The organism is Salinibacter sp., from assembly GCF_036626415.1.
Classification (GTDB): Bacteria; Bacteroidota; Rhodothermia; order Rhodothermales; family Salinibacteraceae; genus Salinibacter.
On sequence record NZ_JAZKRW010000070.1, the window covers coordinates 1 to 15,694 of the forward strand.

14 protein-coding genes are annotated in these 15,694 nt (G+C 66.5%); 5 read left to right on the plus strand and 9 right to left on the minus strand.

Annotated elements, in window-relative coordinates; translation table 11 throughout:
- Positions 1 to 1,359: MMPL family transporter (locus V5A20_RS08925; protein ID WP_332327154.1), on the minus strand; the 1,359-nt coding region annotated here is incomplete at its 3' end.
- Between the two features lie 269 nt (positions 1,360 to 1,628).
- On the opposite strand from V5A20_RS08925, the gene V5A20_RS08930 reads away from it, so the two are divergent.
- The gene (locus tag V5A20_RS08930; protein ID WP_332327155.1) at positions 1,629 to 2,075 is read left to right on the plus strand and encodes a MaoC family dehydratase; all 447 of its coding nucleotides are present in this window, start codon (positions 1,629 to 1,631) and stop codon (positions 2,073 to 2,075) included.
- Positions 2,076 to 2,091: 16 nt separating this feature from the next.
- Here V5A20_RS08930 and V5A20_RS08935 read toward each other — a convergent pair whose 3' ends face one another.
- Complete coding sequence (locus V5A20_RS08935; RefSeq protein ID WP_332316439.1) at positions 2,092 to 3,630, minus strand: M48 family metalloprotease; 1,539 nt, start codon at positions 3,628 to 3,630, stop codon at positions 2,092 to 2,094.
- A 48-nt stretch (positions 3,631 to 3,678) separates the two neighbouring features.
- On the minus strand, positions 3,679 to 4,914 hold the full coding sequence (gene recF, locus V5A20_RS08940; protein WP_332327156.1) for a DNA replication/repair protein RecF: 1,236 nt from the start codon (positions 4,912 to 4,914) through the stop codon (positions 3,679 to 3,681).
- A 148-nt stretch (positions 4,915 to 5,062) separates the two neighbouring features.
- On the opposite strand from recF, the gene V5A20_RS08945 reads away from it, so the two are divergent.
- Complete coding sequence (locus V5A20_RS08945) at positions 5,063 to 5,641, plus strand: GNAT family N-acetyltransferase (RefSeq protein ID WP_332316437.1); 579 nt, start codon at positions 5,063 to 5,065, stop codon at positions 5,639 to 5,641.
- 85 nt (positions 5,642 to 5,726) lie between these two features.
- On the opposite strand, the gene V5A20_RS08950 is transcribed toward V5A20_RS08945, so the two are convergent.
- Positions 5,727 to 5,870, minus strand: a complete 144-nt coding sequence (locus V5A20_RS08950; protein WP_332327157.1) for a hypothetical protein — start codon at positions 5,868 to 5,870, stop codon at positions 5,727 to 5,729.
- A gap of 107 nt (positions 5,871 to 5,977) precedes the next feature.
- On the opposite strand from V5A20_RS08950, the gene V5A20_RS08955 reads away from it, so the two are divergent.
- Positions 5,978 to 8,788 (plus strand): CHAT domain-containing protein, encoded by a 2,811-nt coding sequence (locus tag V5A20_RS08955; RefSeq protein WP_332327158.1) that lies wholly within the window; start codon positions 5,978 to 5,980, stop codon positions 8,786 to 8,788.
- Positions 8,789 to 8,856: 68 nt separating this feature from the next.
- Positions 8,857 to 9,786, plus strand: coding sequence for an N-acetylmuramic acid 6-phosphate etherase (gene murQ, locus V5A20_RS08960; protein WP_332316435.1), 930 nt, complete (start codon positions 8,857 to 8,859; stop codon positions 9,784 to 9,786).
- Positions 9,787 to 9,793: 7 nt separating this feature from the next.
- On the opposite strand, the gene V5A20_RS08965 is transcribed toward murQ, so the two are convergent.
- The 5 genes from V5A20_RS08965 to V5A20_RS08985 form a co-directional block, all read right to left on the minus strand.
- A complete protein-coding gene (locus V5A20_RS08965) occupies positions 9,794 to 10,171 on the minus strand; it encodes a HEPN domain-containing protein (RefSeq protein ID WP_332316434.1) in 378 nt (125 codons plus the stop codon).
- Positions 10,168 to 10,485: a hypothetical protein gene (locus V5A20_RS08970; RefSeq protein ID WP_332316433.1), complete on the minus strand. Its 318-nt coding sequence runs from the start codon at positions 10,483 to 10,485 to the stop codon at positions 10,168 to 10,170. Before V5A20_RS08970 ends, V5A20_RS08965 begins: the two co-directional genes overlap by 4 nt.
- A gap of 88 nt (positions 10,486 to 10,573) precedes the next feature.
- Positions 10,574 to 10,912 carry a hypothetical protein gene (locus tag V5A20_RS08975; protein ID WP_332327159.1) on the minus strand — a complete coding sequence of 113 codons (339 nt, stop codon included), beginning with the start codon at positions 10,910 to 10,912 and terminating at the stop codon, positions 10,574 to 10,576.
- 129 nt (positions 10,913 to 11,041) lie between these two features.
- Positions 11,042 to 11,377 (minus strand): hypothetical protein, encoded by a 336-nt coding sequence (locus tag V5A20_RS08980; protein ID WP_332316930.1) that lies wholly within the window; start codon positions 11,375 to 11,377, stop codon positions 11,042 to 11,044.
- A gap of 113 nt (positions 11,378 to 11,490) precedes the next feature.
- Complete coding sequence (locus V5A20_RS08985; RefSeq protein ID WP_332327161.1) at positions 11,491 to 12,141, minus strand: class I SAM-dependent methyltransferase; 651 nt, start codon at positions 12,139 to 12,141, stop codon at positions 11,491 to 11,493.
- A gap of 128 nt (positions 12,142 to 12,269) precedes the next feature.
- Here V5A20_RS08985 and mfd point away from each other — a divergent pair.
- A partial coding sequence (gene mfd / locus V5A20_RS08990) for a transcription-repair coupling factor (protein ID WP_332316928.1) occupies positions 12,270 to 15,694 on the plus strand: 3,425 nt, incomplete at its 3' end.

Consider the following 15,694-nt stretch of genomic DNA (forward strand, 5'->3'; position numbering starts at 1 on the left):
GGCCTCCATGCCGGCCCCCACCCGCAGGCTAAGCAGGCGGGTCCGCTCCAGCAGGGCCAGCAGGGCCGGCATCACCACCGTCATGGCGAGGAGGGCGAACAGCACGCCCGTCCCCGCGATGGCCCCAAACTCGCTAAAGCCCTTGAAGTCCGCCGCCACGAGCACGTACAGGGCGCCGGCCGTCGTGAACGCCCCCACGGCGATGGCCTGGCCGGTGCTCACGAAGGTGCGCTCTGCCGCGTCCCCGACCGCGTGCCCGTCGGCCCGCTCCTCGGCGTACCGGGCGTAGAAGTGGATCCCAAAGTCGATCCCCAGTCCGAAGAGCACGAGGCCGAGGGTCGAGGTCATGAGATTGAGTCGCCCAAACAGCAGGGACGCCGCGCCGCCCGTCCACGCCAGGCTCATGAAGAGCGGCCCGCCGATCACGAGGCCCATTACCGGCGCCCGCACCAGCTCCTGCAGCAGGATGCGCCCGTCGAAGCCGGCCCCTGACCGCACCCGATAGGCCTTGTACAAGAAATATACGATGACCACGAGCAGGACGGTGCCCACGCCCGCCCCAAACGAGCCGGCCACGTCGCTCCAGATGGTGTTGACCTCGGCGAGCTGCCGGTACAGGCGCCCGGCGAGCACCACCTTCATCTCGGGGTGGTACGACTCCGGATCCATCCGGTCCACCAGGGCCCGCGTGTCAGCGTACAGGTCCTCGATGTACCCGATGTTCGTGTTCGACCCCGACGGGTAGAACCGAAGCACCATCGTGGTGCTGTCGTCGGAGATCGGGTAGCGTTTTCCGATGAGGCGGTCGTAGACCCCCTCCAATTCCTCGCCGGACTCGCTCGTCTCGGTCGTGTCTTCCTCGTCCTCCTCGAGCTCAAAGTAGAAGGGATTGGCGTCCTGCCGGGCCCGCTTTGCCTCCGCGATCTGGTCGTCCAAAAAGTCCTCGACCTGGCGGAGCTCCTGGTTGGAGGCGAAGTAGAGCGCGTTGTCTTTGAGAAACCCGACCTCTCGCGTATACTCCACACGCGTAAGATACGTCTCGCTCGTGTCCGCCTCTCGCTTTAAGGACAGGGCCTTCGGAATCAGGTCTTCGGCGAACTGCCGGTTGGCCTCAAACGAGGGGCTCACGATGGCCACGGCCATGTCGCGCTCCCCCCCGACGGTCTGTTGCAGCGTGTTGAGGGCCTGCACGCTCTCGTAGTCCTCCGGGACCAGGTTGGCAATGTCGGTATCGATCGACAGGCGAGACGCCCCGTAGCCGCCCAGGGCCGTGGCCAGGACGGCGAGCCCAAGCACCACCCCGGCGCGCCGTGTCACCCATCGGATGAACGGCCGCAGGGCCCGGAAAAGACGATCCATTTCGTTCGTGCATTGATGACCAGTACAGAATCGTGCGTCCCCAACTCCGCCCCTCGGCCAGCCCCCTTGCCTCCAGCCCCGAATTAACGGGCCGCCCGCCCCTGCATTGGAGTAACGAACCGACTCACTCAGCCCCTAAATCAGCCAGCGACCACGCGGTCCGGCACTTCCCAGTGAGCGAGTAGGTTTTCCCGTCATTTCTTCCTAACTTGGCTGCGGGATCAGATTTTCATCCCCTCGCCTCCTTCTTCTTTACCAACTCGCTGCTCATGGCTCACACGTACGAATCGATCGACGTTGGCGACTCCCACGAATGGACGCGGGTCGTTACCGCAGAGCACGTGAAGACGTTCGCCGACATCACGGGCGACGACAACCCCGTGCACGTGGACCCGGCATACGCAGAGGAGCATTCCCGATTTGGCAAGCCCGTCGTCCACGGCGTGCTCCTGCTCGGCCTCATCTCGAAGGTGCTGGGCCGCGACTTTCCCGGGCACGGCAGCATCGCCGTCGGCATTTCGTGCCGCTTTCTCCGGCCCGTCCCCGTGGGCTCCGAGGTGCGCGTGCAGATCAAGGTGTCGGAGAAGATCGAGGACAACAAGCACGTGAAGGTGCGCACGTACATCTACCGGGACGGCCAGATGGTCGTCGGCGGTGAAGGCCGCGTCATTCCGCCGACGGAAGAAGGAGATCCCCACCCCGCCCAACGGCAGTGAGGCGCGGCGCGACCGGTTAGTTTGGCAGCTTCAGGGGCCGGTCCGGGGCCACGGTCTGGCCCAACTCCAGTTGATTGATAATCGCGAGGTCGCCCTCCGTCATGTCGGACGGCAATGCGTCCGCATCCACGAAGGAACGGAACGCCGCCTCCCGCCCCGCCGGCCGAATCGTCAAGCGTTTGGGCTGTCGGTTCAACTTCTCCGGGTCGGCAAGCCGGGTAAAGCTTGTCATCGACTGCTCGAAGTCGGGCCGGTAGGTACTGTACTGGTCGCCCCCGGTAAGCCCCTGAAATTGGTACACGTTGTCCCCGTAGGCGATGAAGTACGTCAGCAGGCGCACGACCTGCCCCTGTTGCGTCTTCCCCTCCGCCAGGACGCGCCGGGCGTCGTTTCCGTTCACCGAGGTGCGCTGCCGATCGAGGACCGAGAGGCCCTCCTGCCCGGCAAACTCGCGGGCCGCGGCATCAGGGGTCTCGGCGTCGGAGAACGTGAAGATCATGTAGGCCGACTGGTCGGGCTCCACCAAGGCCACCTGTTGGGGCTGGTTCTGCACGGTCCAGCGGCTGGGGATGGAAAAGCGAAATTCCAGTTCGGGGTGGTAAAACATGCCGTCCTCCGCGAAGCCCTGGCGCGGGTTCTTGCCCAGGACGACGTTCTCAAGAGAGTTGTAGTACGGGTCCTGGTTGATCGTCGTGGCCGGGGCGTCCACCTTCTGCTGCCACGTCCGCGCCAGCTCCGGAATCGTCTGCTGGCGCGCCCCCGGGTCGGGGTGGGTCGACTGCCACGTCGGGATGGACTGCCCACCCTGCTCGCGCACTCGGTCCAGGGACTCGAAGAAGGCGGCCCCCTCGGCCCCGTCGTAGCCCGCCCGGATGGCGTACTCCACCCCGAGCCGGTCGGACTCTCGCTCGTTGTCGCGGCTGTAGCTGAGGGACAGCAGCTGCGCGGCCTGTCCCCCGACCCCCATGACGTTCTCCGCGACGTTGCCCCCGAAGGCGGCCTGCCCGGCAACGGCCCCGCCGAGGAGAAGCCCCTGGGTAAACTGCTGGCGGGCCGCCTGCTGCGAGGAGTGCCGGGCGGCCACGTGGCCAATCTCGTGTCCCAGCACCATGGCCAGCTGCGCCTCGTTGTTGAGGTGGGCCATGAGGCCCCGCGTCACGTACACGTAGCCGCCGGGCAGCGCGAACGCATTGATCACGGGACTGTCGAGCACGCGGAACTCAAACTCCGTATTCCGGAACCGCTCCGGCGTGTCGGGCCGCCGCATGTGGCTTTCCGCCAGCACCTCCTGTGCCACCTCGTCGACGTACTGCTGAAGCCCCTCGTCGTCGTAGACGCCATACTGCGACTGGATCTGCTCGTCCGCCTGCGTGCCCAGCTTCACCTCCTCCTGCCAGGAGTAGCCATAGGCGCGGGTGTTGCCGGAGACCGGGTTCGTGCCCGTCGAGACACACCCGGTCCCAACCGTGAGGAGCAGCAACAGGACGGGCACGAGGGCCCAAAGCCGGGGGCGTCGAATGGAACTGCGGCGGGCAGGAAACGGGGGGGGCTTCATTGGAGACACGCGGTTGCTTGTTCAAAAAACACGTTCGTCGACGCGGGCTCAGTCGCGGGGCGCCCCCGAGTCGGCTTCCGCGGGCATCGATGCCACACCGTTGGGGGTCGTCGCGCCTCCCCGGGGACCGTCCGGATCCGGCTCCACCGTCGCCGCCCCGTCGCCCGGACGCACGTGGAAGGCGCAGTGCGCCTCGGGGTCTGCGTTCAGTGCCGCCTCAAAGGGGCCGCGGCGCGTGGCGGTGACGAGGCTCTGCCCCACGGCGTCCGACCGGAGGAGGTCGAGGAAAACCCCGGTCCGCTCCGCGTCGAGCTTGCCGAAGGCGTCGTCGAGCAGCAGCAGCGGCTCGGTGTCGTTCCGCTGCTGCAGGTAAAAGTACTGCGCCAGCTTGAGGGCCATGGCGAAGGTGCGGTGCTGGCCCTGCGAGCCGTACCGGCGCACCTCCAGGCCGTCGAGGCGGAAGACGAGCTCGTCCCGCTGCGGCCCCACGAGGGTCGTCCCGCGGTCCCGCTCCTGCCCCTGCTTTCGGTCGAGGGCCGCGCGGAAGGCCTCCTCGATGTCCTCGGGCGGGGCGTCCGGGGCGAGGTCCGCCACCGTGTCGTACGCGATGGTGGGGCGCTCCGCGACCGCGTCGATGCGGCGGTACGCCTCTTCGAGGTCGCCCGCAAAATCCTGTAGGAACTGCTGGCGCCGGTGCACGATGCGGCTCCCCAGCGTAACCAGCTTTTCTGTCCAGGGGGCCAGAAGCTCGTCGGGCGGCGGGGCGGACCGCTTTTTGTAGCTGCGGAGCACCTCGTTGCGCTGGCGCCGCGCGCGGCGGTACTTCATGAGGGTCTCCATGTACACGGACCGCGCCTGGCTGAGGATGTTGTTGACGAACCGGCGCCGCTCGCTGGGTCCGCCGGCCGTCAGGTCGTAGTCCTCCGGCGAAAAGACCACGACCGGCAGGGTGCCGACGATGTCGGCCAGCCGGTCGAGCTCCGCGCCGTTCACGAAGATGCTTTTGCCCTCCCCGGGCACGTACGCCAGCCGCACGGTCATCGGCTTCTCGCGCACATCCGCGACCGTCCCCTCCACCTCGAAGTAGGGCGCGTCGGCCCGCACGGCGTAGCGGTCCCGCGAGGCCGTAAAGCTTTTGGTGAGGCACAGGTAGTGGACCGCCTCCAGCACGTTGGTTTTGCCCGCTCCGTTGGGCCCGTAGAGGAGGTTGATCGACGGGGCGAGAGAAAGCTCGCTCTCCGTGTGGGCCCGGAACGACCGAAGGCGAAGGGTGTGAAGAATCATGAACGGGGCGCCACCTCTGAAAAACCTGAGCGGGATCCGGTGTAGACTCCTAGGCTTCTCATTACGACGGGGGCGGGGCCTTCGTTCACCCGGGCCTAGAACGGCCTTCGTTTCCCCTGCTATACTCGTATTACGCTCGGCGCCGTCCATGCCCCAGGCATCGGCCGTCCATTTCCGCCCGCTCGCCCCCGCCCACGTGTCCGCGGCGGAGCAGCTCTGGGCCGATCGGTTCGGCGGGGCCCCCGATACGCGCCGGAAATGGATGGAGGCCGCCCTCGCCCCGGCCCACTCGGCCGCCGGAATTGTAGCCGTCACGCCGGACGATGCCGTCGTGGGCGTCTCGTTTCTGGAGGTGGGGTCTCGGCGCTACACCCGTCAGTACCTCGGGCTCGATCCCCTCAAGGTGGACGTGTCGCTCAATTCCCGCAACGGCCTGCTCCACCTCACGTGCGTGCGGGCCGACTGGGAGGGCCGTGGAATTGGGACCGCCTTCTACGCGCGCCGGCTCGAGCGACTGTCCATACGGGACGTGGCCCGCACGTTCGGCATCGCGTGGCACCGCCCAACGCCCCCCGACAGCCGACGCCTGTTCGAGAAGCACGGCTTCACGTGCCTGGGGACCGTCGACCGCTACTATGCCCGCACCGGCAGCCGCCCTCACTGCCCAGTCTGCGGCGACACGTGCACGTGCACGGCGTCCCTGTACGGGCGCTCGGGGCCTTCCTGAGCTCTTGCCGCGTCCGTCGGGGCGTCTCGCCCTTCCCGCTCCCCTGCGGGCAAACAGGGGCCTTTGCGATGGTCGGGGCCTGTCCTTAGGTTTCAAGTTCCTCCTCGTCGTCCCCACCGCCGTTCGAGCCACCGCCCCCACCGCTTCCCGACGAGGGATCGGCCCCGCCCCCTGCCTGTCGAGCATAACGCTGAGGCATGGTGCGCAGGTGTTGAGGGGCTACAGTCATGGGTCGATGTCAGAAAATGAGAGAGACTGTCAACGGCAGTGCCCACTCTGAGGGCCGACCGTTTGTGAAATCTAATAAGCAATCCACTCTCCGTCCACCGCTGGGCCATGCTCGTCGTTCTGCTGAGCACGTTGCTGGTACTGGCCCCGACCGCCCCCTCCGTCGCGGATTCGACCGACGATCTCGACGCGTGCCTGCAGCTGGCCCCCACCCGGTCCGCCCCGCCCCTCAGCTGGGGCGACGGCGTGCCGAAAATGTGGTCCAGCACGCCCCCCGTGCCGCGAGACACGGTGCGCGCTGCCCTCTCCCAGGTGCGCTCGGCGCGGGCCTGCCTTCGGGCCCTCAATCCCTCGGCGGTTGCGCGGCCCTACCTGGGCAACATCATGCGCACGTTTCAGGTGGAAACGGCCCTGCTCGCCGCCCTGCGCCGGTTTTCCGATGCGTTCGAGACGTTCGAAGAGGCCCGCGCCTACCTTGACGCAGGGCCCTCGGTCCCCTCCGTCGAGGGCACCCGCACCGGGTGGACCCGCTCCCTGCATCAGGACCAGGGGTTTCTTTACTACCACCTCGGCAACCTCTCCGCGTCCATCACACACTATCTGAAGGCCCTTCAGAAGACCCCGAAGGCCGAGGTCGGCCTGCGCGTGACCCATCTCCTCGACGTGGGCCGCCTCCATCAGCACACCCAGGACTACTCCTCGGCGCACCGCTACTATCGCCGCGCACAAGGGCTCGCCCGCAAGCACGACCGTGCCCCCGAGCAGCACCCGGCCGAGTGGGCTCGCCTCTTCCACCACCGAGCCGACCTGCTCCTGGAACAGACCCTCAATACCGAGTTCGATCGGGCCTCGCTGCGGCAGGCCCGCGACCTTGCCCGTCGGGGCCGGGCGCTGGCCGAGGCCCCGGGGCGACGCACCGATCTTACGCTCACGCTGTCCGAGAGTCTCGGGTATCTGGGCACGTTCGACCAAGCCTACGCCCTGAACGCAGAGGTTCGCCAGCACGCCCGGGCTCAGAATGACGCACGGCTCCGGGCCCTCACCCTCCTCAAGCTTGGCGTACTGCACATGCAGACGGAGCGCTGGTCGGAGGCCGAGTCGGTCCTAAACACGTCCCTCACGATTTCTGAGCAGATGGGGAATCTCGACTACCAGCGCCGCGCCCGTCGCGGCCTGGGGCGCCTACACGAACTCCAGCGGAGCTGGGCCGCGGCGGAGGCCCAGTACCGGAAGGGCGTGGCGGTGATTGAGCAGTCCCGGGAGTCGCTGACGGCCACGCAGTGGTCCTCCACGGCCTTCGCCCAGTGGCGCGACGTCCACCGCGGGCTCGTGCGCACGCTCCTGGCACAAAACGAGCCCCGTGCCGCCCTGGCCGCCCTGGATCGGACGCGCGCCCGGCATCTCCAAGACCTCCGCACGCAGGCGCGGGTGTCCACCCAGATGCCCCCCACGACTCGCGCTCGCCTCGACAGCCTCGGTCGGACGCTCGCCGACGTGCGCACGCAACTCGGCACCGACTCCCTCTCAAACGCCGAGCAGGTGCGGCTCCACGCCCGCGAGGCAGCCCTTCTGTCCGCCCGTCAGCAGATTCTGCGCACCGACTCTCTGAAGACGTCCCAGCCGTCGGTGAAGAAGATGTCGGCGACGCTGGCCCAGCGGGACCGAGCCGTCGTTTCGTACTTTCTCGACGATCCGTGGCCCGTGTACGGCCGCGCCCCGCGCTCCATGGCCTTCGTCCTGACCGAAGACACGCTCCGGACCGTTTCCCTCCCGAATCTATCCCAGGATTCGGTGCGGGCCCGCGTCACCAACATTTCTCCCCTGTTCGCGGCTCGGCAGGCGCCCCAGCACATGAACGCGATGCACTTTGACCTTCGCCCGCTCCGGGCGCTGCACGACCGGCTCTACGCCCCCGTCGCCGAGTCCCTCCCTGCCGGACAGTCCCTTACCGTCATCCCCGATGGGCCGATGTTTCACGTGCCGTTCTCGATGCTGGCCACGGCCACGCCAGGGGGGCGCTACGACCACACCCAAGCCCGCTTTGTCCTCCAGGAGCGCCCAACGGCCCTCGACCTCTCGGTCTCACTGGCGATCGACACGTCGGCGGGCCCGGGCCGCGCGTCGTACTCCCGCGATCTCGCAGCCTTCGGGATGTCTTCGTTTGAGAAGCATCGGGGCCTTCCGGGTTCTCTCCCGGCGTCTGGTCCCGACACGAGCGAGACCGCGGCCTCCCTTCCACCCCTGCCCGGCGTCCAGGCGGAGATGGACGCGCTAGGCCGCCTGTTCGACGATGCGGCCACCTTTCTCGACGAGCGGGCCACGGAGGGCGCACTCGCCGACGCGACCCGCGAGGCGGGCATTCTCCATCTCGCCTCGCACGCCTACGTGCACCCCACGTCCCCACTCCAGAATGCCTTCCTCCTTCACCCCGACTCCAGCTCGGACGGCCTTCTCTTCCTCCACGAACTGCAGGGCCAGCACCGGTCGCTCCCCCTTGCCGTTCTCAGCGGATGCAGCACCGCCCGCGGCACGCTCCGGGGGGGCGAAGGGATGGCGGGCCTCCAGTACGCCTTCCGGGCCATGGGGGCCGACGCCACAGTGGCCAACCTGTGGCCCGTGGCCGACCAGTCCAGCGTGGCCCTCATGGAGACCTTCTACGAGAACCTCCAGGCGGGCCAGCCCAAAGACCAGGCCCTCCGGCAGGCCAAGCTAACGTACCGGGAGGATCACCCCGACAACCTGAGCCCCTTCTTCTGGGGACCCACGGTGCTCTACGGCTCCCCACAGCCCCTGCAGTTGGCCCCCTCCCCCGACCCATCATTGCGATCCTGGTGGACCGGAGGGATCGCCGTCCTCACCGCCCTCTTTGCGTGGGCCCTCGTTCGGTTTCGCTCTCGAATCGGAATCGCCGCTTCCTGAAGCGCTCTCTGGACCAGAGAACCGCCGTCTCGCCTCGCCCCCTCTCGCCCCGTCCCCTCTCGTGTTGAATGCCTGACTCTTCGTCCCTTTTCGACGAGCTCCAAGAGCTTGCCACCGAGCAGAGAAACCCCCACTCCACCCACATCGACACGGCGTCGACGGAGGAGATCCTGCGGGTCATCAACACGGAGGACCACAAGGTGCCGATTGCGGTGCGCCGCGAGCTGCCGCACGTGGCGGAGGCGGTGAAGATCGTGGTGGAGGCGTTCGAGAACGACGGGCGGCTCTTCTACGTGGGCGCCGGGACGAGCGGGCGGCTCGGCGTGGTCGACGCGTCAGAGTGCCCCCCCACCTTCGGCACGGACCCGGAACGGGTCCAGGGCCTCATTGCCGGGGGGCGCGAGGCCGTCTTTCGGTCGCAGGAGGGGGCGGAGGACGTGCCCGAAGACGGTGCTAAGGCATTGGAAAATCATGGGGTTACGAGCAGCGACGTGGTGTGCGGCATCGCCTCCAGCGGGCGCACACCGTTCGTGGTGGGGGCCGTGGAGCACGCCCGGGACGCGATCGGGTGCCCCACCCTGTTCGTGACCACGATCCCGCGGGCGGACCTGGAGGTGGCCCCCGACGTGGCAATCTGCCCGGTGGTGGGGCCGGAGGTGATCATGGGCTCCACGCGCATGAAGAGCGGGACCGCGCAGAAGCTCGTCCTCAACATGATCACGACCGCCGCGATGGTGCGCCTCGGCAAGGTCTACGAGAACATGATGGTGGACCTGCGGCGCACCAGCGACAAGCTCGTGGAGCGCGGCATCCGCACGGTGATGATGGTGACGGGCGTCGACTACGAGGCGGCCGATGCGGTGCTCGACCGGTGCGACGGGCACGTCAAGACCGCCATCGTCATGATCCTGGCGGACGTGGACGCCGAGGAGGCGTGGCGGCGTCTTGACGAAACGGACGGCTTCGTGCGGCCGGCGATTGACGATACAGAAGAATAGTCTCCATTTACCCGAGAGACTCGTCGTCCTCTTCCGAGGACGTCATTTCCTTGGCTGCCTCAATGAAAGACTGGGTTTGCTCAAGGCGGCGATTCACTTTCGACGTGGACGGGCGGAGGAGTCGGTAGTCGCAATCCTCCCGCTCCTCCTGAAGAGAACGGAGCAGCGCGGTATCGATATCTTCCCGCAAGTGCTTGTGAATGAGAGTGTGCGTTCCTCGATGTGTCTTGGCCGTCAGCCCTCGGTTGTGCAGAAGTGCTTTTCCCGCCGAGAAAACGGCAAAGTAGGCTCGGGTAAGCGCATCAGCGGGGTAGTTATTTTCAAGAAGGACGGTGGCGGCCTCAAGTCGAATCCGGGCAGCTTCAATCCACTCTGCACTCGTCATAACCGAACTCCCTCCTCCTTGGCAATCTGCACAAAATCGTCGTCTTCGCTAGCGTGATGGGGAAAAATTCCATACTCGAAGTCATGCTCTCGCTCAACCTGCATCGCCACCTCCACAACCCCATCGGTTTCCGCAAAGTGATCCTCGACGTTCCGGAGCACGACGACTACGTCCAGATTCTCAACCTCGTGCTCCTCCTCCGGCTCGAAGGGATTTCGTGGCAGTGCGTATAGCGCAGCGAGGCGGTCTCCGTATTCCTCTCGGTAGCGGCGGGCGAGGGCGGCAAGAATGTCGACTCTATCTGTCGCTTGCATTGTGCCAGACGTACAATGGACATCGTGGGCTTTTTCAGTTCACCGACATGCGAGCCGGTCTCTTGCACTCTGTAGTCGGCGGCGAGTCTCAGTCAAATCGCACCCCGCTCTGTCTCATTCGTTTTGCAACCGCAGAGTCATGGGCGACGTGGTGGGTGGTGATGGGCGCTACCCAATCGGTCTCGTCCAAAACGTCGTGCGTGATTTCCGTAATCGTGTCTGTTTCTTTCCAGTGCTCGTACGGGCCCTGGAGCACGACGGTAACATGAGTGCCAATTTCACTTTCTCCCTGCTCCGGTTCGTACGGGTCTTCCTGCGTGGCATACAGCCCCGCGAGTCGGTCGCCGTAGTGCTTTCGGAAGCGCCGGGCCAGCATCGCGAGCACGTCCGCTCTCGTTGCTGGAGGCGCCTGGGAGGTTGAGGCCATTTCTTGGCGTGCTTCTTGGGTGTTCAGGAGTCGTTTCTATTATGCCACTACCATACCATTAGGTCTCTCTCGGAGTTCGACCTACTTGTCGAACCGAGATGATCGCGCCCGTTCCCTCGTCGTCTTGTATCAGCTGTCAACTCCGTCGCCCTCAATCCGCCGAGCGAAGTCTGAATTGTGCGCTGCGTGACGAACGAGAATGCCCATTTTCCAATCGCATTCCTCCGTCACGTCCATTGCGATGTCCACGACCGGGTCCGTCTCCTCGAAGGGATCGTACGGACCGTGGAGAATGACGAGCACTTCGATCGCTCGCACGTCATCGTCCTCCGTTTTTTCGGGAGTGTCGTCGGAGAAGGGAAATTCGGGCACCGCGTAGATTCCCACCAGCCGATCGCCGTAGTGCTCTCGGTAGCGGCGGGAGAGCGTGGCCAAAACGTCGGCGGGGGTGCGGGTGACTTGCATGATTCTCACAGATCGTTGTCGAAGTAGGCGTTCTCTCCTACAGAACGGAGCCCCAATGTGTCCCGAGACTGTTGATCTCCCGTCCTCTTCTTTGCGCCCCGAGAATCCTGTCGTCACGAACCTGCTGCGTCGGGCCCCGCCCCGAAACGAAGGGTCAACAGCCGCGGCATCTCGTCCCCCTCCGCCCGCCACTCCGCCATATTTTGCACGACAAACCCCGTCTCAAGTCCCGCGTCGACAAACTCTGACACCGGGTGCGTGAAAGCGTCGATCACCACCGTCTCGCCGGTGGCCTCGTCTTCGAAGTGCGCCTGCGCGCCCTCGAACTGGGGGATCGGATGCAGCTCCGCGAAGGACAACGTGCCCCCGTCCCGCAGCACGCGGCGCACTTCGCGGAAGCCCGAGGGCAGGTCGTCGATGTGCTCCAGCACCAGCGTGGCCACGACGGCGTCGAAACGATGGGCCCCAAAGGGCCGCGGCTCCGTGACATTGAGTTGACGGAGCGTCACCGAGTCGTTGTCGAGCCGCTCCTGCACCCGGGCGAGCATCTCGTCGGATCCGTCCGTCGCCACGATGTGCCCGCCCTGTTTCACGTGAAACATGTTGTCCCTCATGACTCCGTTCTTCCCCGGTTTCTCCCCTCGACCCTCGCCCCAGCGGTGCACGTGAAACATCTGCGACTCTTTGCCGCCCGCCGTATCGACGTGCAGCGCCCCCGGAACCTCCCCGCTCGTCTGTGTCGTTGGTTTTCTCGAAGTGAACATTCCCGTCCCCCACACCTGGGCCCGTTCTCTCGTCCCCGACCGTCGCGAATGACGCGGCGTCGGGCTTTCGGTGTTTGGGGAGGCCGCACTCCACTCGCAACTGGTCTCAGAAATTCGTACGAACGCCTGTGTCCCTCTCCTCGATCGCCAACCGCATTGAGACAACCGCGGCCGTCACCCGCCTCCGGGCCTGGACCGCCGAGGCGCAACGCGGCGACCGCGCACCGGCGCTCCACGTGACCGGCGCCGCCGGATCGCTGCCGGCCTTCCTCCTCTACCACCTCCACCGCGAGCCCGGCGCGCCGCTTTGCGTGCTGACGCCCGACGAGGACGCGGCGGCGTACCTGCAGAGCGACCTGGAGCAGCTCGTGGGCGACCCGGACGCGGCACTCCTTCGGGTGCCCGCCACCCAGAAGACGCCCTACGATTCCGAGCAGATTGCGGACTCGACGCCCCTCATCGAACGGGCCGATGCCCTGCAGCGACTGGCCGAGGGGTTCAACGGAGTCCTCGTGACGAGCGTGCCGGCCGTCGGCGAGCTCGTCCCCCCGCCCCAGGCCGTGCAGCGCGAAACCCTCACGGTAGAGACGGGCGAGGAGATCGCACTGGAGGCGCTGGCCGACCGGCTGCTCGAGCAGGACTTCTCCCCCGTCGAGTTTGTGGAGGAGCCCGGCGAGTTTGCGCGGCGCGGGGGCATTCTCGACGTGTTTCCCTACGCCGGCACCTACCCCATCCGTGTCGACTTCTTCGGCGACGAGGTGGACGGCCTGCGCGAGTTCGACCCGCAGACGCAGCGCTCCGTGAGCCGCCTCACCACCGCCCGCCTCGTGCCCAACCTGGAGCGGGAGGCGGCGGCGCGCGGGTCGATTGCTCTCTTCGAGTACCTGCCCGACGACGCGGTGCTCGCGACGCTCGACGAGGCCCAGGTGCGGCAGGGCGCGCAGGCGCAGTACGACGAGGCCGTGGCGGCCTACGAGGAGCGCCGGGCGGAGCGGGCCGAGGACGAGGAGACGGACGCGGCCCCCGACGCCCTCACGCCGCCCGACGAACGCTACCTGACCGGCGATCAGCTGTCGGAGGCCCTCACGCGACACCCGCGCCTCCAGTTCGGGACCTTTACCCCGTCCTCCACCAACGGCACCCCCACCGACACGCTCGACCTGGAGGCCGCCCCGCAGCCGTCGTTCAACAGCGACATGGACCTGGTGCGGAAGCAGCTTCAGGAAAACGGCGACCAGGATCTCGACACGTTCATCCTCTGCGACAGCCACGGCCAGAGCTCGCGCCTTCGTGACCTCTTGGGGTCAGAAATCGACCACGGATGGGCGCGCCTCGTCGTGGAGTCGCTGCACGAGGGCTTCAAGTGGCCCGGAGCGAGCCTGGCGGTCTACACCGACCACCAGATCTTCAACCGCTACCACCGCCCCTCCACCAAGCAGCGGGGGGGGCACGCAGACGGGATGAACCTCCGCGACATCAAAAACCTGACGCGGGGCGACTTCGTGGTGCACGTGGACCACGGCATCGGGCGGTTCGACGGGATGAAGAAGATCACCGTCCGCGGCAACCAGCAGGAGGCCGTGCGCCTCAATTTTGCCGACGACGACGTGCTCTACGTCAACGTCCACGCCCTTCACAAGCTCAACAAGTACACCGGCAAGGAGGGCCACCAGCCCACCCTCACGAAGCTCGGCTCCGAGCAGTGGGAGAAGAAAAAGCAGCGGACAAAGGCCCAGGTCAAGGAGGTGGCGCGCGACCTGATCAAGCTCTACGCGAAGCGCAAGGCGTCGGACGGCTACGCCTTCTCCAGCGACACCACGTGGCAGCGTGAGATGGAGGCCAGCTTCGAGTTCGAGGACACGCCCGACCAGGCCGAGGCCGCGGACGCCGTAAAAAGCGACATGGAGGAGCCGGTGCCGATGGACCGGCTCGTGTGCGGCGACGTGGGCTTCGGCAAGACCGAGGTGGCGGTGCGCGCCGCCTTCAAGGCCGTGCAGGACGGCAAGCAGGTGGCCATGCTCGTTCCCACCACCATCCTCGCCCAGCAGCACCACGCCACGTTCAGCGAGCGGCTGGAGCGCTTCCCCGTGAATGTGGAGGTGCTCTCCCGCTTCCGCTCGCGGGCCGAACAGTCCGAGGTCCTCGAGAAGCTGGAGAAGGGCCAGGTCGACATTCTCATCGGTACACACCGCATCACGAGCGACGACATCACGTTTGACGACCTCGGGCTCCTCATCGTCGACGAGGAGCAGCGCTTCGGGGTGAAGACGAAGGAGACGCTCCGCAAAATGCGAGAGGACATCGACACGCTCACGCTCACCGCCACGCCGATCCCACGGACCCTTCAGTTCTCCCTCCTCGGGGCGCGGGACCTCTCCCTCATCGAGACGCCCCCGCCGAACCGCCAGCCCATCAACACCGAGATCCATACCTTCGACGAGGACGTCATCCGCGACGCGATCGTCTACGAGACGAGCCGCGGCGGGCAGGTCTTCTTCATCCACAACCGCGTGAAGACGATCCACGAGGTCGCCGAGATGGTGCGGGCCATGGTGCCGGACGTCCGCGTCGGCGTGGGCCACGGCCAGATGAGCGGCAGCGAGCTGGAGGACGTGATGGTCGACTTCCTGAGCGAGAAGCTGGACGTGCTCGTCTCCACCTCGATCATCGAGAACGGGCTCGACATCTCGAACGCCAACACGATGATCATCAACCACGCGGGCGAGCACTTCGGGCTCTCCGAGCTCCACCAGCTGCGGGGCCGCGTGGGCCGGTCGCAGCGGAAGGCATTTTGCTACCTGCTGGTGCCTTCCGTGCACGGCCTCACGGACGACGCCCGCGAGCGCATGAAGGCGGTGGAGCAGTTCTCCGATCTCGGCAGCGGGTTCGACATCGCCATGCGCGACCTCGACATCCGCGGGGCCGGCTCCCTGCTGGGCGCCGAGCAGAGCGGCTTCATTGAGGACGTGGGCTACGAAACGTATCACAACATCCTCGACCAAGCCGTGAAGGAGCTCCGCGAGGAGGAGTTCGACGACGTGTTCGACGGCGAGGCCGTGCCGCCGGGGCCCGAGACGGCGGTCGACGTGGAGGAGGACGCCTACATCCCGGAGTCGTACCTGCGCGACAACACCGAGCGCCTGAACCTCTACCGCCGCATCAGCGACGCACCGGACGAGACGACGCTCGTGGATCTGCTCGACGAGATGGAGGACCGCTTCGGCGATGCCCCCGAGCCGGTGCAAAACCTCCTCACCGGCGCCCGCCTCCGCCTCCTCGGCGAACAGCTGCGCATGCCGAAGGTGGTTTACAAGAACGAACGTCTCTTCCTCTACCTCCCCAGCGAAGACGCCGACCCGTACTTCTACGACGAGGTCTTCCATCCCCTCCTCGAAAAGCTCACGCTCCTCGACCGCGAGTACGTGATGAAGGACGACGTGGAGGGCGGCCTCATGCGCGCCATCATCCAGGACGTGCCGACGCTCGACGACGCCCTCGAGATCATGGAGGGCCTGCTGCTGGAGGAGACGAAGACCATCGCCACCGTAGAGGC